Source organism: Salegentibacter sp. Hel_I_6 (assembly GCF_000745315.1).
Lineage (GTDB): Bacteria > Bacteroidota > Bacteroidia > Flavobacteriales > Flavobacteriaceae > Salegentibacter.
Genome location: NZ_JQNQ01000001.1, coordinates 844375 through 863073, shown reverse-complemented (window position 1 = coordinate 863073; position 18699 = coordinate 844375). Strand labels below are relative to the sequence as shown.

Here is an 18699-nt window from a genome sequence, read left to right as displayed (position 1 = left end):
TAAAAATCTCTAATCCCAATTTAGACTTTGATATCTCCCCAGTTTTCACCAGATTTAATTCGATATAATTGCATTTCTGATACTCCAAATTGCTTGGCAAGTACTTTTATCCTTGTTTTTCGGTTAGGGTCTAAAAGTTTCTTTTTAAGAATTACAGCCTGTGCGTAGGTTAGTTTAGAATAGGTGACTACTCTTCTTAATTTTCGCTTTCGTTTATTTTCTTTTACCCCGGGACTATTGTGCTGGTGCTTTACCCATTCTTCCTGATTAGTCCAGGCAAGGTTTTCAACACGATTATCATCCTTTTTAAAATTCTTATGGATTACAAATTTATCGTCATCATTCTTATCCAGAAAAAGCTCTGCTACAATCCTGTGAATATAGTAAGTTTTATGCTTTCCGTTTAATATTCTGGGCGAGAAGCTAAGGTATCCATTGGTTCTGCCGCCATTAATTAATTCTCCTTCAGGGTTTTGCACATAGCTAATAACCCTACCATAACTGGAAATATCGTATACAAAGCGATCCTGCCACTCTTCTTTATGAAGTTTTTTCCAAACTTCACCTCTATAATTCTTTACCATATACCCCGGCTTTAAACTCATCTTCTTCATCACTTTCAATTCCTAAAGCTTCATAAATATAGTCGAAAGTAGATAGAAGTTGTGGTTTACCATCTACAATTGCAACATCGTGTTCAAAATGAGCACTGGCTTTATTATCTGCCGTTAAAATGGTCCAGCCATCGGGCATTTGTTTAATTCTTCTTGTTCCTAAATTTATCATAGGTTCAATGGCTACAACCATACCCTCAATAAACTTTTTACCCCGACCCCTTTTACCATAATTTGGCATTTCAGGATCTTCGTGCATTTGGGCACCAAGGCCGTGTCCTACCAACTCTCTTACCACGCCATAGCCTTTATCTTCAGTATATTTTTGGATGGCATAACCTACATCACCTACGCGATTTCCCACTTTAAATTCACGAATACCAACATATAAAGACTCTTTTGTGGCCTTTAGCAATGCTTTTACTTCGGGTTTTACTTCACCAACTTCAAAAGTATAAGCATGATCACCATAAAATCCATTTTTAAGTGCACCACAATCTATAGATATTATATCGCCCTCATTCATGGGTTTATCGTTAGGAACTCCATGCACCACTTGTGCATTAGGACTCATACAAAGTGAGTTAGGAAAATCGTACATTCCCAAAAAGCCAGGTTCTGCTCCATGGTCACGAATAAATTCTTCGGCCATTTTATCTAATTCCAATGTAGTAACTCCGGGTTTAATATGCGGTGCAAGCATCCCCAGTGTTTTAGATACGATTAAAGCGCTTTCGCGCATCAATTCAATTTCTTCTGAATTCTTGGTAATTATCATATATTGAATTTAAAATCGGCCTAAAAATCCGAATTTCTTCTTTCCTTTTTTTTCCTCCTTGATTATGGATCGGTCTTTTAATCTTTGATAGATCTCACCCCAACCCCACATACCACCTATATTTCGGTCATCTATAAAAATGTCGGCAAGAATCTTGCGACTTATATTTTCTTCAAAAACCTCTTCAGGATAACTTTTGTTAATAGCATAAAATTCAATTCCTCTTTTCCTGCAAAACTGAACAGCTTCCTCCAATTTATCTTCAGCCCTATAGGTCCATAGAATAAGGCGGTGCCCATCTTCCTGCAGTTTTTTTAAGGTTTCAAAGGCGAAAAGTTTTGGTTTCCCAATTTCAGGAAACTTATTTTCCACAATAGTTCCGTCAAAATCTACTGCTATGGTTAATGAATAGGGCATAAGGCAAAATTAGCAAGATTTACCGAGTATTTCTTCGTAAGCGCCTGTTTATTCTGAATATGGGTCTATATATTCTTTTCCTGAAACTATGTTGGCTATATCTTCTTCCAGGCTTTCTACAGAATATTCTACAAATCTATTCACTTCTTTTCCATCTTTTAGGAAAATAATAGTCGGCACACGATGAATTCCATATTCCTCATCAAGCTCACCCGGTGCTTTTTTGGCCCGGTTTACCGCAATATTTGTAAGATTATCTTTATTAAAATCCACTTCATCTAAAAGCTTAAAAAACTTTGGAACTTCATATCGGCTGTCTCCACACCAGGTTCCCATAAACATCAGGATTTCATAATCGTGAATATTATTGGCTATGGTTTTTAAAGCTTTTTTCTTAGGCTCGAAGTGTTCATAACCGGGCTTAAACCAACTTGAATATGGTGGTTTCTCCAGGTCGGCCTGTTTAAATTCTCCTAAAAGAATTTCTACTGAATTACTACGGTTTAAACTTTCTTTTTCTTCAACTACTTCTCCCGAGATTAAGAAAACACTCAAGAATATTAATGCAATTTTATTTATCATTTAAATTAAATTAGGGGATCTTCAGTCATTACTTCCGGCTGATCTATGCCCATTAACTTTAGGATAGTCGGAGCAATGTTCCCTAGCTTACCGCTTTTAATTGATTTTATGTCTTTATCCAATAAGATTAATGGAACCGGACTCGTGGTATGTGCGGTGTTTGGGCTTCCGTCTTCGTTGATCATAATTTCACTATTCCCATGATCGGCGATTATTATGACGGAATAATCATTTTCCAGGGCAGTTTCTGCCACATCTTTTGCGCAAGAATCTACGGTTTCAACAGCTTTTACAGCTGCATCAAAAATTCCTGTATGGCCCACCATATCAGGATTTGCGAAATTCAGGCAAATAAAATCAGCTGATTCGTTTTTAAGTTCTGGAATAATCTTATCCCTAATCTCAAAGGCGCTCATTTCTGGCTGAAGATCGTAGGTGGCTACCTTTGGCGAACTGCACATTAAACGCTTTTCGCCTTTAAATGGTTTTTCCCGGCCGCCGCTAAAGAAGAAAGTTACATGAGGATACTTTTCGGTTTCAGCAATTCTTATTTGCTTTTTCCCCATATATTCTAATACTTCGCCTAAGGTTGACTTAATATTATCTTTCTTGAAAACCACATTTATTCCTTCAAAACTGTCGTCATATTTTGTTACTGTAACATAATATAACGGTAATTTCTTCATATTATATTCCGGAAAATCATCCTGGGTAAGTGCCTGGGTAAGTTGTCTTCCGCGATCCGTTCTAAAATTGAAGAAAATAACTACTTCCTTTTCTTTTAGTGTGGCAACCGGTTCTCCAGCTTCGTTAGTCATCACAATAGGTTCTATAAACTCGTCGCTAACTTCATTATGATAACTTTTGGCGATAGTTTCAGAAGCATTGGTGCTTTTGGTACCTTCCCCTTTAACGATAAGGTCATAGGCTTTTTTCACTCTTTCCCAACGTTTATCACGGTCCATCGCGAAATAACGGCCTATCACTGAAGCAAGCTTTCCGTTGGTTTTCTTTAAATGTTCTTCAATTTCTTTAATAAAAGCTTTTCCTGAGTGGGGATCTACATCACGACCATCGGTGAAAGCATGTACGTATTTTTCTTTTACACCAAATTCTTCAGCTGCAGAAAGTAAACCTTTTAAATGATTAATATGAGAATGAACTCCACCATCACTCAAAAGTCCCATGAAATGTATGGGTTTGTTATTTTTTATCGCATAATTAAATGCCTCTTCCAGCACTGGTTCATCTTTTAGCGTATTTTTTTCAACCGCCATGTTTATTTTCACTAAATCCTGGTAAACAATACGGCCGGCGCCTAAATTCATATGTCCTACTTCACTATTTCCCATTTGTCCTTCTGGAAGCCCAACTTGCATGCCATCGGTGCGCAATTCGGCGTGAGGATATTTCTCCAATATGCTATCCATGAAAGGAGTTTTTGCTTTGGAAATAGCTGAAACGTCGGGGTTTTGAGTGATTCCCCAACCATCTAAAATCATTAGTAGAACTTTCTTATTCATAATATTAATTGGTTTGGGGGTAAAGATAAAAACAAATTGCCGGTATGCTAAATGCACACCCGCTAATGTTTTATTAAATATGGTTGTATCGGCTTTATTTTTATTCAATCCAGGCTTTTTAAAAGCTTTAGATGGTGCTTAACCATAAAATTTAAAATTTTAACAATTATCAATATACTTTGGAATACTTTTTTAGTCTAAGATGCGTTTCTATAAAATATCTATATTCCTGCTTAATATGTTGAAATTTAGATTTATAGGCTTAAAAATGTTAAAATTTGGATTCTAAAGGCTTAAAAATTTGATTGAACATAAAATTTTGTATGTTGGCATCACATTTGGAATAATTTAAGAGAACATTAATTTAAAACAACGTGTATGATTTATAGACTTCTGACTGTATTTGCCGTATTAACCTTCTCTTTTGCATTTACAACGACAGATAATTTAGATTCCAGAATTGATAATTCAGAATTAGAAGCAATCGCTTCTACAATTTCCAAAGAAAATACCAACACCAGTTTTAAAACAAAAGTCGCTACTTTATATAGCGAATTTTCTACGAATAATGCCAGTATCCCGGCAATGCCAGTTTTTGAAAAGGCTATGAAAGGATATGAGCAATTGGAAGAAAAGGGTAAAGTAGGAAAGAAAATTCTTACTGTAGTAGATTTCGGACTTTCCTCTACCAAAAAGCGTATGTGGATTATGAATATGGATACTAAAGAAGTTTTGTTTCATACTTATGTTTCTCACGGAAAAAATACCGGTGGTGAATTCGCTACTAAATTTTCTAATACTGTGAATTCCTTGCAAAGCTCCCTTGGTTTCTATGTAACTGCTGAAACCTATTATGGAAAAAATGGATTATCGCTTTTTATAGATGGTATGGAAAAAGGCTTCAACAGTAATGCTCGTAAGCGTTATGTTGTAATTCACGGTGCCGATTATGCTGAACCTAATTTTATAAATAGAATTGGTCGTTTAGGAAGAAGCTACGGTTGTCCAGCAGTCCCAAATACAATTGCCAAAGACGTGATAGACACTATTAAAGAAGAATCTGTAGTATATATTCACAAAAACAATAAAGATTATTTAAATAATTCTCCACTGCTTAATTAATTATTATCAGTGAGTAATTTATAGATGGCAGCATCTCTTTTGTAGATATCTTCTGCAAAACGGGTGTTGCCTTTTTCGTTCCAGGCCGTCCAGTAAAGATGGTGCACTTTCACTTTTTGGGTTATTTTAATCGTTGTAGTTTTTCCTGAATCAAGGATTTCTTCAATTTTTTCGTCGTCGTATTTAGGTTGATCGCTTAATAGCATTTTTGCCAAATCCAAAACATCCTGTACTCTTACGCATCCCGAGCTTTGAGCTCTTAAATTTTTGCTGAAAAGATTCTTGGACGGTGTATCGTGTAAATAAATTAAATGCTCATTAGGATAAATAATCTTCACCAAACCTAACGGATTTGAGGGCCCAGCCTCCTGTCTAAAGGTGTAAGCCTTAACTTTAGATGAAGACCAATCTATCTCACTTGCGTTTAGTCTTTTACCTGTATTATCAAAAATGCTGTAATTTTTCTTTGAAATGTAATCAGGATTTTTTGATGCTGAAGGAATTACATCTTTGTTTTTAATAGTAGGAGGGATAGTCCAGGTAGGATTATAAACGATATGTTCAACTTCATCAGAAAATATTGGTGTTTTTCTGGCTTCGGTACCCACCATAGTGCGATGCGTAGCTACTGTATCCCCATCCTTTACCAGGTGCAGCCGGAAATTCGCAATATTTACAATGATATATTGTTGTCCTAAATCTTTAGGATACCACCGCCAACGCTCTAGGTTCACCAGAATTTGTTCAACCCTGTCCAGATAAGTTTTGTTTAAAGTTTTTATTGTTCCACTTCCAATAACACCATCTGTTTCAATCCCATTTTTTTTCTGAAATTCTTTTATAACTTCTTGTAAGGCTTGATCAAAAGTATCATTACTATCCACAACTTCTTCATCCCAATAACCTAACTCTTTTAGACGTTTTTTAATATTAGAAATTCTAACGTCTTTTTCATCAGCAGCAATACCTTTTCCTTCTTCAGAAATGTAAGTGGGTTCGCTTTCGTTCTTTGCTAGTTCTCGATACTTTTTTAAGCTTCGTTTTAGACCCCGGTAAACTTCATGCTTCGGAACTACTGAATCTATAGCGGCAATGATATCATTTTGCTTAACTCCATACTCTAAAAGCCCGGGTAGATCAATTTTATTACTTTCAACTCCCCAGATGCTATAAATTTCTTTAGGGTTTAATTTCCCTGAATTATAATCTGAAGCTAAGGCGAAGAAGGCATCGGTGAGAATAATTTCAGTAGAAATAAGTTCTTCATCATTTAAGTTCGATAAGTTAGAAAGGGAATTTTCTAAAAATTCTAAATGATAATCTTCTGGGGTAAGTCCATCTTCACTTGCTCTTTCTATGCTTCGGTATAGGTCTTCCCGTAAATTACGATTCGTCCAAATTGGTTTATAATCCCTCCCGGCATAAGTGGAATCGAGTAAATTTTTATGTTTAATACTAATATTTTCAACAGAATTAGAGATTTCGGGAAATTTCGTCGAAATCAAATCGGCTGATGCCAGTGCTTCAACCACTTCTGCTTCTTCCTCTTTTATAGTTTCAATTCCTGGCTCTCTGTTATCATCTCCACAGGAAATAAAAGACAGGAAAAATGAGAGCATTAGGATTCTAAAAAATTTCATAGGAAAAAGCAGGTTGATTGATCTATGTAGGCAGAGAGGGTTAAGCTCTTACATCTTTAAAAGATTCATTCCGGTCAAATTGAACTTCAGCAAAAGGACAAAGCGGCTCAATTTTATAATTGTTCTCCCGAGCAAAGTCAACGCTATGCGAAAGCAATTTTGTGGCAATTCCTTTTCCTTCCAGTTCAGGTCTTACCTCGGTATGATCTATTGTAAGAACATCTTGTTTTTTAGTGTAGGTTAATTCTGCGTAAATGCCTTTTTCGTCTTCCACGAAAAACATTCCACGGCTATCGTTTTCGCGATGTTTAATATCCATAAATTATTTCTTAAAAATACCGTCAACAATTCCGTAGTCTAAAGATTCCTGCGCATCCATCCAGTAATCGCGGTTAAAATCTTTAAGTACTTTTTCTATTTCTTGTCCACAATTGTCAGCAAGAATTTTAGCGCTTAATTCTCTGGTTTTTAGAATCTCGTTAGCCTGAATTTCAATGTTTGAAGCCTGTCCGCGTGCTCCTCCCATAGGTTGATGGATCATTACCTTCCCATGTGTTTGAATGAATCTTCTACCTTTAGTTCCTCCTGAAAGTAGGATTGAACCCATAGATGCCGCTAAGCCACTGCAGATTGTAGAAACCGGACTTTTTAGGCTCTGCATCGTATCGTAAATTGCAAAACCGTCAGTCACATAACCACCCGGACTATTAATAAAAAATTGAATTTCGTCGTCGCCTTCCATATCAAGGTATAAAAGTCGATCTATTACGTGTTTCGCTGATTCGTCGTTCACTTCTCCCCAAAGGAAAATTTTGCGTTCTTCAAGGAATTTTGCGTCTATTAGGTCCTGGGTTTTACCGGGTTTATTGCTCATAAAAAAATGATTTAAAATGAATTGTATTAGAGATTAAAAATAAGATTTATTTGTCGGAACACTTGTTTTTTAATTACCCATTTAACAAGATTTTATCGCTTTTTCCGGGTTTATAGCTGAAGATAAGGGAAATAGAAGAATACCTTATAAAAAGTTCATTTTTCCTTTGGATTTTGAAGGCTATAAACTTTATATTTGCAGGACAGGCGGGAGTAGCTCAGTTGGTAGAGCGTCAGCCTTCCAAGCTGAATGTCGCCGGTTCGAACCCGGTCTCCCGCTCTAAGAAAACCTCAACAGAAATGTTGGGGTTTTTTTGTGTTGAAAAATTTGGAAGAGAAACCACCGGGTGGGAAGCCTGTCCCGATTGAAGCCCGATAGGGCGCAATATCGGGAAACCCGGTCTCCCGCTCTAAGAAAAACTCAACAAAAAAGTTGAGGTTTTTTTGTGTTGAAAAATTTGGAAGAGAAACCACCGGGTGAGAAGCCTGTCCCGATTGAAGCCCGATAGGGCGTAATATCGGGAAACCCGGTTTCCCGCTTTTGATAATGTTTTTTAATCGTCATTCTGAATTTATTTCAGAATCTAACATGTTATACCTCCGAATAAATTTTTGAGCAGTCTCAGAAACAAGATCGGGATAACGATTTTAAAATCTTTTCATACAATCGCAATGAATTTATTTTTTTGCTGAAAAAAAGGGGGCAGCGTTATAATAAGAACGTAAAACCATAGCCTGTTCTATTTTGTAAAACTGAGAAATAACTTTCCACTTCCTTCTTTATTTTGTATTTTTCTCCCGATTAACTGATAAAATTAATTAATAGAGATTTAATAAATAGATAAATTCACGCACGGGGTGCCGCAAGGCTGAGATAACACCCGAAAACCTGATTTGGATAATGCCAACGTAGGGATGCAGTATTAAAACTTCCATTTTAAGACTCCATGTTTTCTGGCATTTTCCGGTAGCGTGGAGTTTTTCTTTTTTAAAAAGTAAAGATGGAAATTGAAAAAAGCAGCCGATTTGAATTACTTCCCGAAAATCATCAAAATTGGCAAAACCGGGAAGAATGGTTTTTTAACCGTAAACATACCGATACGTACGAGCAATGGTACGAAGGGCGGTACAAGCGTGCCGAGGTATGGCAGAAAAAAGTGATGGAGCAGCTTGTCTCTAAAGATAAACGAGTAAAAACCCTACTGGAGTTTGGTTGTGGTACTACACGCTTTACAAGATGGTGGAAAGAAATAGGAATTGAGGCTACCGGCGGCGATATCTCCCCTCTTATGCTCTCACAAGCCGTACATTTGTTTGAGGGAGATCTTGTAATGGCAGATTCTCACCATATGCCTTTTAAAGATCATACTTTTGATTCTCTCGCATTTATAACCACTTTTGAATATTATAAAGATCCCGTAAAAGTTATTCGGGAAGCTGCGAGAGTTGCACAATATGGAATAGCCCTGGGAATGATGAACAGAAATTCTACCAAAGTAGTCCGTCGTCGTGTTCAGGAAATTTTTGGGGCAAACCCATTTTATCTTACCGCAACTTTTTACACCCCTAAGAAACTAGCCAAAATAATAGAGGAGGCTCTCCAGGGCAGGGAGTATAGTATAGAATGGTCATGTACAGGTTTACCAAAATGGTTCCCGGTTCAACAATGGGGTTTGCCATACGGTGATTTTTTCGGTTTGTACGTAAAATTTAAAGACGTAAAATAATGAGTGAGAAATTAGGAAAAATTGCAGAAGTAGAACTAGAGGGATTTATCCTTGAAAATTGCGGGCATACTCGCAAGGAAGTTAGTGTAAAACCCGGGTTTGGGGTAGACGTGTCATTAGTAGATTTACCCAATAAGCTGGCGTTGATATCTACTAGCGATCCGCTTTCACTTATTCCTTCGCTTGGATTGGAAGAATCGGCCTGGCTTTCTGTGCATCTTATGGCTAACGACATGGCAACTACAGGGTTTACTCCACAATATGCCCAGATGGTACTAAACCTTCCCGCATCACTTAGCAGGGAGGATTTTAAAACATACTGGAATTATATCCATCAATTTTGCAAAGAAATTGGGGTGTCTATAACCGGCGGGCATACCGGATTTGTAGAAGGCCAAAATTCAACAATTTCAGGAGGAGGTACTTTTTTTAGTGTAGCTCCCAAAAAAGAAATTATTTTATCCAACCGTGCAGAGGTTGGTGATGTAATCCTGGTGACTAAAACCTGTGCCTTATCATCATCTGCCTTATTAACCATGAGTTTTCCTCAAACTATAAAGAATAAATTAGGAAAACAAACCTATGAGGCAGGCTGTGAAATGTTTGGGCAAACCTCGTCTTTAAAAGACGGGCTTACAGCAGCAGGAACAGGAAGTAAATTTCCCGAAATTCACGCTATGCACGATGTAACTGAAGGCGGCGTGCTGGGAGCAATATATGAAATGGTTAAAGCTTCTGGGAAAGGAGCTTTTATTAATAATGATGCTTTGCCAGTATATTCATGGCAAAAAGAAGTTTGCGAACTTTTTAACCTGGATTACAGGGAAATTATAGGGGCAGGTTCAATGATTATATCCTGTGAAAAAGGAAAAGAACAACAAGTAATATCGCGTTTAAAAGCTGAGAATATTGACTGCTCAGCAGTTGGTGAAATTAAGGGGGAAGAAAAGGGTGTTAAAATTAAAAAGGGAGAAGAGTTGAAAGACCTGGCCTATAAAACCGAAGACCCTTATTGGAAAGCTTTCTTTACGGCGATTAAATCTAGTTGGAAATAATGGAAAGTAAAGGAATAAAAGGAGGAATTTATCTGGTGATAGACCCACAGATGGGAGAGGTTATTTTATTAAATAAGCTACAGGAAATTTTGGAGAAAAGTGAAATCGCTGCGGTTCAACTATGGGATAATTTTAAAAGTATAGATAACCAATCTTCACTTATTAATAGCATTTGTAAACTTTGTCAGGCAACAGATACCCCTGTTATACTAAACAACAACTGGAAACTTTTAAAACAAACGGCTGCCAATGGAGTGCATTTTGATGAAATCCCTAAGAATTTCCAGGAGATTAAAAAAAACATTTCGTCTGATGTATTACTTGGGTTAACCTGTAATAACAACCTGAAAACTGTAGAGTGGGCTGAGACTAATAACCTGGATTATATTTCTTTTTGTTCAATTTTTCCTTCCTCAACAGCGAATAGTTGCGATTTAGTAGATTTTGAGATTATTAAGGAGTCCAGGAAACTTACACAAATGCCAATATTCCTGGCTGGGGGAATTAAGCCTGCAAATATGCATTTGCTTAAAGAGTTGGATTTTGAGGGCGTCGCGGTGATTTCAGGAATAATGAGTGCCGAAAATTCTTCGATTTCGGCAGAAAATTATAATTCAGAATTAAAAAATATAAAAAATGAGAACTTCAACAATAAATAAATTATGCTGTCCTTATGATAAAGAGGACCTGGAACTCACAACAATTTCAAAAGATTTGGAGGGGAAGATTATAGAGGGTTTTTTAAGTTGCAAGAAATGTAAACGTATTTACCCTATTATAAAAGGGATTCCAATTATGAACCCCGATGAATACCGGGAATTTAAACTGGAAGCTCCACTTATGGAAAAATGGAACAAGCATTTAAAAGCTAAGAAAATTGAAAATTTTAGATTGGTAGCTAAGGATACAGATGTGGATAGTTTAAAAGAATAATATTTCAGCATAAAAAAATCCGGAAACTAAAAGCTTCCGGATTTTTAAATTTATAACTAAGAAGATTTTATCCGTTCATAGAGATCAAAAACTCTTCGTTGTTTTTAGTTTGCTTAATCCTGTCGTTAATAAACTCCATCGCTTCAATAGGATTCATATCGGCAAGATATTTACGTAGTACCCACATTCTTTGTAGGCTAGCTTCGTCCAATAAAAGGTCGTCGCGACGCGTACTTGAAGAAGTAAGATCTATTGCAGGGAAAATTCTACGGTTGGCAATTTTTCTATCTAATTGCAGTTCCATATTTCCAGTTCCTTTAAATTCTTCAAAGATAACTTCGTCCATTTTAGAACCGGTATCGGTAAGGGCGGTAGCGATAATTGAAAGGGAACCTCCGTTTTCAATATTACGGGCAGCACCAAAGAATCTTTTTGGTTTGTGTAATGCGTTGGCGTCTACACCACCACTTAATACCTTACCACTGGCAGGTTGTACGGTGTTGTATGCACGGGCCAAACGTGTAATAGAATCCAAAAGGATCACTACATCGTGACCACATTCTACCAAACGTTTCGCTTTTTCCAATACGATATTGGCAACTCTAACATGTTCGTGTGCTTCCTTATCAAAAGTTGAAGCTACCACTTCCCCACGTACATTACGTTGCATATCGGTAACCTCTTCAGGACGTTCATCAATTAGCAAAACTATTTGATAAACTTCAGGGTGGTTGGCCGCTATTGCATTGGCAATATCCTTAAGCAACATTGTTTTACCAGTTTTAGGCTGGGAAACAATCATACCACGCTGGCCTTTTCCAATTGGGGAAAAGAGGTCCATAATACGGGTAGACATACTACTTTGCTTATCAGCAATGTTGAATTTTTCCTTAGGGAAAAGCGGAGTTAAGTGTTCAAAAGAAACACGGTCTCTCACTACCTGAGGATCTAGTCCGTTAATTTTATTGATCTTGATTAAAGGGAAATATTTCTCACCTTCTTTCGGCGGACGAATTTGTCCTAAAACAGTATCCCCTGTTTTCAATCCAAACAAACGAATTTGAGATTGAGATACATAAATATCATCTGGAGAAGTAAGGTAATTATAATCTGAAGATCTTAGAAAACCGTAGTTATCCTGCATAATATCCAGTACACCTTCACTTTCTATGATCGCGTCAAATTCATAATCTGGTTCGCGGTAGCGATTTCGCCCATCGCGGTTGCCGGCATCCCGACTTCCGTTGTTTTTATTGCGAGTATCCTTTTTGTTATCTCGAGGATTGTTTTTATTCGAGTGGGAAGTATTATCTTCTCTCGGTTTTTGTTCCTGCTTTCTAGGCTCTCTTGGTTTAGAAGAAGTGTCTTCTTTTTTGGGAGCATTGTTTTCTTTTCTTACCGGGCGAGACTCCTTAGTGTCAGAGGGAGCAGCAGCTCTTGGAGGTTTTTTATTACTTCCTACTTTACCACTTTTCTTTGGCTGTGGCTTTTCTGAAGCACTAGTACGCTCCTCTTTCTTAGGAGATTCCTCTTTCTTAGTATCGTCTGTAAGCGCTTCTTTTGCCTTTTTAGGGTTGGCAGCCTGATAGTCCAGGATTTGATATACAAGGTCTAATTTTTTTAAAGTCCTGAATTTTGGGACGTTTAAAGACTTAGCGATATCCTGCAACTCAGGAAGCTTTTTAGCTTTTAATTCTGAAATTTCAAACATGAATAATTGAGAATAAATTTGTGTTCGGGTTGATTGTTAAACTTCTCGAGGAAGAATCGAAAAAAATTTGGAGACTTAAGTAACCTGTTTTGAATTGGTTACGAAATGTTCCTGCAAGTATACAACTTTATTTTAATATTTTGAATAGCATTTCTAAAAAGAATCTTTATTTTTGCTCGCGAATTCCACCAGAAGTTATGTTACAGAGAATACAAACTATATATTTACTTATCGCTCTTATTGTTAGTGGCGGTTTAATATTTACATTCTCGCTTTGGGATAATTCTGAAGGAGAGGCTATGTTTGCGCAAGATTATCTTATGATTTTTATTGCATTTCTTTCCTCTGCTTTATTATCTTTGGTGAGTATTTTTATGTTCAAAAATAGAAAGCTTCAATTTGTATTGGGGCGTCTAAATATCTTATTAAATTTTTTTTTACTAGGAGTGTTTGTTTATTGGTCGCTAAGTTTACCTGGAGAAATTGATATTTCAGAGAAGGGTATTGGGATGTTTCTTCCAATCATTTCTATCGTTTTTCTTGTTTTGGCCAATAAGGCCATTAAAAAGGACGAAGATCTCGTAAAATCTGTAGACCGATTACGATAAGCCTATAATCTTAGTAGTATTAGTGCGTGAAAACCCGAAGTGAAAGCTTCGGGTTTTTTAGTTTTTACAGATGTCGTTGCTTTTCATAGTCAGGTATCAGCGAAAGTTCTGTACTGAAAGAGGCTATCTGAAAAGTCTAGTCTCGTCAAGCTGAACTTGTTTCAGCTTTAAACATGTTTTGATTATCAATATTTTAGATCCTGAAATAAATTCAGGATGACGCCTTTAAAAAACTTTTCAGATAGCCTCTTTGTTCTTAATATAAACCTACTGCAAACTGAGACTGCCAACTTTAAACTGCTCACTGCTTACTTTTCACTTAATTCTATCACTTCTAAATCCTTGATTTCTCCAGCATCAATTTTAAATCTAAGCATCGTTCGTTTTTTATGGAATCCATGTTTTCCTGCTGCTCCCGGATTCATATGAAGTAATCCCAGGCTTTTATCGTTCATCACTTTTAAAATATGGGAGTGCCCACTAATAAAAAGTTTTGGCGGATTTCTTTTGATTTCTTCCCTAATTGCTGGTGAATACTTCCCCGGGTAACCGCCAATATGCGTAATCCAAACATCTACTTCTTCACATTTAAAGCGTTGATGAAGTGGAAATTCCTTTCTTATCTCAGCATCGTCAATATTACCATAAACGGCCCTTAAGGGTTTTATTTTTTTTAATTCATCAGAAATATCAGTAATGCCAATATCGCCGGCGTGCCATACCTCGTCGGCTTCTCCAGCGTAGTGCAAAATTCTTTCGTCTATATGGCTATGGGTGTCACTTAGCAACAATATTTTTTTCAAACCTTGGATTGTTTTTGTTTATAGAATCATTTTGAAACCGATGCCTTTAAAGGATTTGAGCTTCTAATAAATGCCTTATCTTTGCAGTTCGCAAATATAAAAATAAAGAACTCGGTTGAGGTATTTTTTAGAACTGTCATATTTTGGAAAAGCTTATCACGGTTGGCAAAATCAGCCAAACGCGATTTCGGTTCAGGAAGAAATAGAAAAAGCACTTTCAGTAATTTTTCAGAGTGAAATAGCTATAGTAGGGGCAGGGAGGACAGATGCCGGTGTACACGCAAAGCAGATCTTTGCACATTTTGATGTGGAAGAAGAACTTAAGCAAGAAGCTTTTCAGTTTAAATTGAATTCACTGCTTCCGGAGGACATAGCTTTACAGGATTTCTTTAAAGTGAAACCTGATGCACATGCTCGTTTTGATGCGTTAAGCCGAAGTTATGAATATCATGTAGTTCAGCAGAAAGATCCGTTTTTAGAGGATAGAAGCTATTTTGTGAAGAATAGCCTTGATATTGAAAAGATGAATCAGGCTGCAGAAATACTAAAGGATTATACAAATTTTAAGTGTTTTTCAAAGTCTAAAACCGATGTAAAAACCTATAATTGCAAGATTACTGAGGCAGTTTGGAAAAAAGAAAATGAAGTGTTGGTTTTTCACATTACTGCCGATAGATTTTTAAGAAATATGGTGCGTGCTATTGTAGGTACTTTGCTTGAAATAGGATTGGGTAAAAAACCAGTAGATCATATGCACGAAATAATAAAAAGTAAAGACAGGAGCAGGGCTGGAACCTCGGTGCCGGCAAAAGCACTTTACTTAACCCGGGTTACATATCCTGAAATAGCAATAACATAAATGGCATCAAATACCGGTAGCGCATTCGATTTTAATTTATTTAAGCGCTTGCTTAAATACACAAACCCTTACAAAGTGACTTTTTACTTTGTGGCGATTGCTGCTATTTTACTTTCATTTTTCGCGGTTTTAAGACCGTATTTATTAAAAGTGACCGTAGACGATGCCATCACCCCTCAAAATTACGATAACCTTGTTTTTTATGTGGGCCTAATGGCCGGCGTTTTATTGCTGGAAGTTATTTTTCAGTTTCTTTTTGTGTATTTCGCAAACTGGTTAGGTCAGGAAGTAGTTAGAGACCTTCGTGTGAACCTTTTTAAACATATGCTCAACTTTAAAATGACTTATTTTGATAAGTCGGCAGTTGGGCGTTTGGTTACTCGTGCAGTTAGTGATATTGAAACTATAGCCAGTATTTTTAGCCAGGGACTTTTTATGATTATCAGTGATATTTTAAAAATGCTGGTAGTAATCGGGTTTATGTTTTATCAGAGCTGGCAGTTAACATTATTAGTATTGACGGTACTTCCGTTAATTATGTACGCTACGCGTGTTTTTCAAAAGAAAATGAAAGTCGCTTTTGAAGAAGTAAGAACTCAGGTTGCCAACCTAAACACCTTTGTTCAGGAGCGAATTACGGGAATGAAGATCGTTCAGCTTTTTACCCGGGAAAAAGCTGAATACAATAATTTCAAAGAAATAAACGGCAAACACCGGGATGCCTGGGTAAAAACGGTTTGGTATAACTCTATTTTCTTTCCTATTGCAGAAATGGCAACCTCTATAACTATTGGTTTAATTGTATGGTACGGCGGCCTGAGAGCTGTGGCCGATGACGGAATTACTCTTGGTGTGATTATCGCTTTTATTGAATTATCTCAGCTACTTTTTAGACCTCTTCGCCAGATTGCCGATAAATTTAATACCCTGCAAATGGGAATGGTAGCGGCTAATCGTGTATTCGGAATTCTCGATACCGAATCTTCAATCAGCAATACCGGGAAAATTGAAGTTAGCGATTTGAAAGGTGAAATTGAATTTAAAGATGTTCGATTTAGTTATACCGATGATGAAGAAGTACTAAAAGGTGTTTCCTTTAAAGCAAATCCTGGTGAAACTATCGCTATTGTTGGGGCTACCGGTGCCGGAAAATCCACCGTAATCAACCTGTTGAATCGTTTTTATGAAATAAAAAGCGGGCAAATCCTGGTTGATGGTATTGATATAAAGGAAATTACTTTGGAATCCCTACGTTCTGAAATTGCAGTAGTCTTGCAGAATGTCTTCCTTTTTGCCGATACAATTTTAAGTAATATTAATCTTAACAATCCCGATATTACTGAAGAAGAGGTGATAAATGCTGCAAAACAAATTGGTATACACGAGTTTATTAATACGCTGCCAAACGGCTATCATTATAATGTAAAAGAGCGTGGAGCAATGCTATCTTCAGGCCAACGCCAGCTTATTTCCTTTTTAAGGGCGTATATGAGTAATCCAAGTATTTTGATCCTGGATGAAGCTACATCTTCGGTAGATACTTATAGCGAATTACTTATCCAGGAGGCAACCGATAAGATCACTAAAGGCCGAACTTCAATTGTGATCGCCCATAGACTCGCTACAATTAAAAAAGCCGATAAGATTATGGTAATGGATGCCGGTGAGATCGTAGAGATAGGTACCCATACTGAGTTGCTTCAGAAGAAAGATGGGTATTATAAAAACCTATATGAGGTGCAGTTTATGGCAGAGGAAAGTTTGTAGAAATTATAAAAGATCTTCTTTAATTCTATCAATAAGTTCTTCGGTACTTTCAAACATCACGAATTCCCCATCTTTTACATAAGAAATTTGCCCGGTTTCTTCACTTACAACCAGTGCGAGCGCATCGGTTTTTTCGGTAATTCCAACGGCAGCCCGATGACGTAATCCAAACCTTAGCGGAATAGATCTATCGTTAGAAACCGGTAAAATAACCCTTGTAGCGGTAATTTTGTTATCCTCAATTACCATCGCACCATCGTGAAGTGGTGAATTTTTATAGAAAATAGATTCTATAATAGGTTGATTAAGTTCAATATTCATATCGTCACCCGAATTTTTCACAAAATCCAGGTTCGTGTTTTTCTGAATAATAATTAAGGCGCCCGTATAAGTCTGACCCATAATTTCACAAGCCGAAATAATATCTTCTACATTCGTGCTGGTCTCTAAATCGCCTTTTAAAAACCTAAGTTGGGTGAAAAATTTTCCCTTTTGTGTGAAATTAGTAGAACCAATCATTAAAAGGAATTTTCTTATTTCCTGCTGAAAAACAACGATTAGGGCAAACATTCCCACGCCTATAAATTCACCTAAAACACTGCTCAAAAGCTCCATTTGAAGCAATTGCGTAAGGCTTCCCATAAGATAAATGATCACAATCCCGATAAAGATATTTACCGCAACCGTTCCTTTTACCAGCTTGTATAAATAATACAGCAGTAGGGCTACAAATACAATATCCAGGACATCGAGAAAACGAAGATTTATTATATCCAAATTAGCGAGGTTTTGTGTAAAAATAGAAAATATGCGGCTACTTACTAAGTTCTGCGTATAATTTAGTGCATTCTACCGCTTCTTTTACATCGTGTACCCTTAGAATCGAAGCGCCTTTACTTAAAGCGATGCTATTTAAAAAAGTAGTGCCGTTTAAAGCTTCCTGCGGAGTTGTATTAAGGGTTTTATAGATCAATGATTTTCGTGAAAGTCCGGCCAGAATTGGTAGTTCCAAATTTTTCAATAGTTCCATTTTAGAAAGTAATTCAAAATTTTGAGCAATATTTTTAGCAAATCCGAAACCGGGATCTACTATAAGATCGTTGATTCCCAAAGCTCTCGCTGCACTTATTTTTTCTGAAAAATAGAATAAAATATCCTGGAAAAGATCGACATATTGATTGAGGTCTTTCATAGTTTGTGGCGTGCCGCGCATGTGCATCATAATATATGGAACCTGGTGTTTGGCAACGGTTTTCATCATTTCGGGGTCCAGGTTTCCGGCAGAAATATCGTTGATTATCGCTGCACCGGCGGCAATACTTTCTTCGGCGACATTTGCTCTAAAAGTATCTACGGAAATTATTGTTTCCGGAAAATGTTTTAAAATAAGTTCTATTACAGGAAGTACACGCTTCAGTTCTTCGGTTTCTTCAACTTTTGGTGCGCCGGGAGGGGTGCTGTAACCGCCAACATCAATAAAATGGGCGCCGTCTTTCAGCATTTTTTCTACTTGCTTCAGAATATCTTTTTCCGAAGTTTTTCGGCTTTCAGCATAAAAAGAATTAGGAGTGGTATTGATGATTCCCATCACTTTGGGGCTGCTAAGATTTATAAGTTCGCCTTTACAATTTATGGTCATTTTTGCGAGAGTTTGATTTAATATTCCGAAGAAAAAAGCTTCAATTAT

20 protein-coding genes, 1 tRNA gene and 1 riboswitch are annotated in these 18699 nt (G+C 36.9%); of the genes, 9 read left to right on the top strand and 12 right to left on the bottom strand.

From position 1 onward, the window contains the following. Positions 1-20 precede the first annotated feature (20 nt). Genes FG27_RS03965 through gpmI form a run of 5 tightly spaced genes read right to left on the bottom strand, consistent with a single transcriptional unit; the run spans position 21 to position 3914 of the window. Entirely contained in the window at positions 21-584 is a 564-nt protein-coding gene (locus tag FG27_RS03965) for an HNH endonuclease (protein WP_037315795.1), read from the bottom strand. After that, positions 568-1392 (bottom strand): type I methionyl aminopeptidase, encoded by an 825-nt coding sequence (gene map / locus FG27_RS03960; protein ID WP_037315792.1) that lies wholly within the window; start codon positions 1390-1392, stop codon positions 568-570. The genes FG27_RS03965 and map overlap by 17 nt, the downstream gene beginning before the upstream one ends. 9 nt (positions 1393-1401) lie before the next feature. Beyond that, positions 1402-1809, bottom strand: coding sequence for a BT0820 family HAD-type phosphatase (locus FG27_RS03955; protein ID WP_037315789.1), 408 nt, complete (start codon positions 1807-1809; stop codon positions 1402-1404). Positions 1810-1857: 48 nt separating this feature from the next. Then, the gene (locus FG27_RS03950; protein ID WP_051935754.1) at positions 1858-2391 is read right to left on the bottom strand and encodes a thioredoxin family protein; all 534 of its coding nucleotides are present in this window, start codon (positions 2389-2391) and stop codon (positions 1858-1860) included. A gap of 5 nt (positions 2392-2396) precedes the next feature. After that, positions 2397-3914, bottom strand: a complete 1518-nt coding sequence (gene gpmI / locus FG27_RS03945; RefSeq protein WP_037321936.1) for a 2,3-bisphosphoglycerate-independent phosphoglycerate mutase — start codon at positions 3912-3914, stop codon at positions 2397-2399. A 378-nt stretch (positions 3915-4292) separates the two neighbouring features. On the opposite strand from gpmI, the gene FG27_RS03940 reads away from it, so the two are divergent. Then, positions 4293-5036: a murein L,D-transpeptidase catalytic domain family protein gene (locus tag FG27_RS03940; protein WP_037315786.1), complete on the top strand. Its 744-nt coding sequence runs from the start codon at positions 4293-4295 to the stop codon at positions 5034-5036. Here FG27_RS03940 and FG27_RS03935 read toward each other — a convergent pair. Genes FG27_RS03935 through FG27_RS03925 form a run of 3 tightly spaced genes read right to left on the bottom strand, consistent with a single transcriptional unit; the run spans position 5033 to position 7550 of the window. After that, positions 5033-6676 (bottom strand): murein L,D-transpeptidase, encoded by a 1644-nt coding sequence (locus FG27_RS03935; protein WP_051935753.1) that lies wholly within the window; start codon positions 6674-6676, stop codon positions 5033-5035. The genes FG27_RS03940 and FG27_RS03935 overlap by 4 nt on opposite strands. Before the next feature lie 40 nt (positions 6677-6716). Beyond that, entirely contained in the window at positions 6717-6995 is a 279-nt protein-coding gene (locus FG27_RS03930; RefSeq protein WP_037315783.1) for a GNAT family N-acetyltransferase, read from the bottom strand. Between the two features lie 3 nt (positions 6996-6998). Then, positions 6999-7550 (bottom strand): ClpP family protease, encoded by a 552-nt coding sequence (locus FG27_RS03925; RefSeq protein WP_037315780.1) that lies wholly within the window; start codon positions 7548-7550, stop codon positions 6999-7001. Between the two features lie 206 nt (positions 7551-7756). On the opposite strand from FG27_RS03925, the gene FG27_RS03920 reads away from it, so the two are divergent. From FG27_RS03920 to FG27_RS03900, 5 genes are all read left to right on the top strand, one after another. After that, positions 7757-7829, top strand: a tRNA-Gly gene (locus FG27_RS03920). Positions 7830-8393: 564 nt separating this feature from the next. Continuing rightward, positions 8394-8482, top strand: a riboswitch (TPP riboswitch). A gap of 68 nt (positions 8483-8550) precedes the next feature. Next, positions 8551-9276 carry a class I SAM-dependent methyltransferase gene (locus tag FG27_RS03915; protein WP_037315777.1) on the top strand — a complete coding sequence of 242 codons (726 nt, stop codon included), beginning with the start codon at positions 8551-8553 and terminating at the stop codon, positions 9274-9276. Continuing rightward, positions 9276-10331 (top strand): AIR synthase family protein, encoded by a 1056-nt coding sequence (locus tag FG27_RS03910; RefSeq protein WP_037315775.1) that lies wholly within the window; start codon positions 9276-9278, stop codon positions 10329-10331. Before FG27_RS03915 ends, FG27_RS03910 begins: the two co-directional genes overlap by 1 nt. Next, complete coding sequence (locus FG27_RS03905; RefSeq protein ID WP_037315772.1) at positions 10331-10990, top strand: thiamine phosphate synthase; 660 nt, start codon at positions 10331-10333, stop codon at positions 10988-10990. Before FG27_RS03910 ends, FG27_RS03905 begins: the two co-directional genes overlap by 1 nt. Beyond that, complete coding sequence (locus FG27_RS03900) at positions 10968-11264, top strand: Trm112 family protein (protein ID WP_037315770.1); 297 nt, start codon at positions 10968-10970, stop codon at positions 11262-11264. The genes FG27_RS03905 and FG27_RS03900 overlap by 23 nt, the downstream gene beginning before the upstream one ends. Positions 11265-11331: 67 nt before the next feature. On the opposite strand, the gene rho is transcribed toward FG27_RS03900, so the two are convergent. After that, positions 11332-12975: a transcription termination factor Rho gene (rho, locus tag FG27_RS03895; RefSeq protein ID WP_037315767.1), complete on the bottom strand. Its 1644-nt coding sequence runs from the start codon at positions 12973-12975 to the stop codon at positions 11332-11334. A gap of 197 nt (positions 12976-13172) precedes the next feature. On the opposite strand from rho, the gene FG27_RS03890 reads away from it, so the two are divergent. Further along, complete coding sequence (locus tag FG27_RS03890) at positions 13173-13583, top strand: DUF4293 domain-containing protein (RefSeq protein WP_037315765.1); 411 nt, start codon at positions 13173-13175, stop codon at positions 13581-13583. A gap of 308 nt (positions 13584-13891) precedes the next feature. On the opposite strand, the gene FG27_RS03885 is transcribed toward FG27_RS03890, so the two are convergent. Further along, the gene (locus FG27_RS03885) at positions 13892-14386 is read right to left on the bottom strand and encodes a metallophosphoesterase (protein ID WP_037315762.1); all 495 of its coding nucleotides are present in this window, start codon (positions 14384-14386) and stop codon (positions 13892-13894) included. 115 nt (positions 14387-14501) lie between these two features. Here FG27_RS03885 and truA point away from each other — a divergent pair, with 115 nt between their 5' ends. After that, a complete protein-coding gene (gene truA, locus FG27_RS03880) occupies positions 14502-15245 on the top strand; it encodes a tRNA pseudouridine(38-40) synthase TruA (RefSeq protein WP_037315760.1) in 744 nt (247 codons plus the stop codon). Beyond that, on the top strand, positions 15246-17012 hold the full coding sequence (locus tag FG27_RS03875) for an ABC transporter ATP-binding protein (protein WP_037315757.1): 1767 nt from the start codon (positions 15246-15248) through the stop codon (positions 17010-17012). A gap of 3 nt (positions 17013-17015) precedes the next feature. Here the strand turns inward: FG27_RS03875 and cdaA are convergent, their stop codons facing one another. Together cdaA and folP are read right to left on the bottom strand one after the other, a co-directional pair. Next, the gene (gene cdaA, locus FG27_RS03870; RefSeq protein WP_037315754.1) at positions 17016-17789 is read right to left on the bottom strand and encodes a diadenylate cyclase CdaA; all 774 of its coding nucleotides are present in this window, start codon (positions 17787-17789) and stop codon (positions 17016-17018) included. 37 nt (positions 17790-17826) lie between these two features. Further along, positions 17827-18651, bottom strand: coding sequence for a dihydropteroate synthase (gene folP / locus FG27_RS03865; protein ID WP_037315752.1), 825 nt, complete (start codon positions 18649-18651; stop codon positions 17827-17829). Positions 18652-18699: the final 48 nt, after the last annotated feature.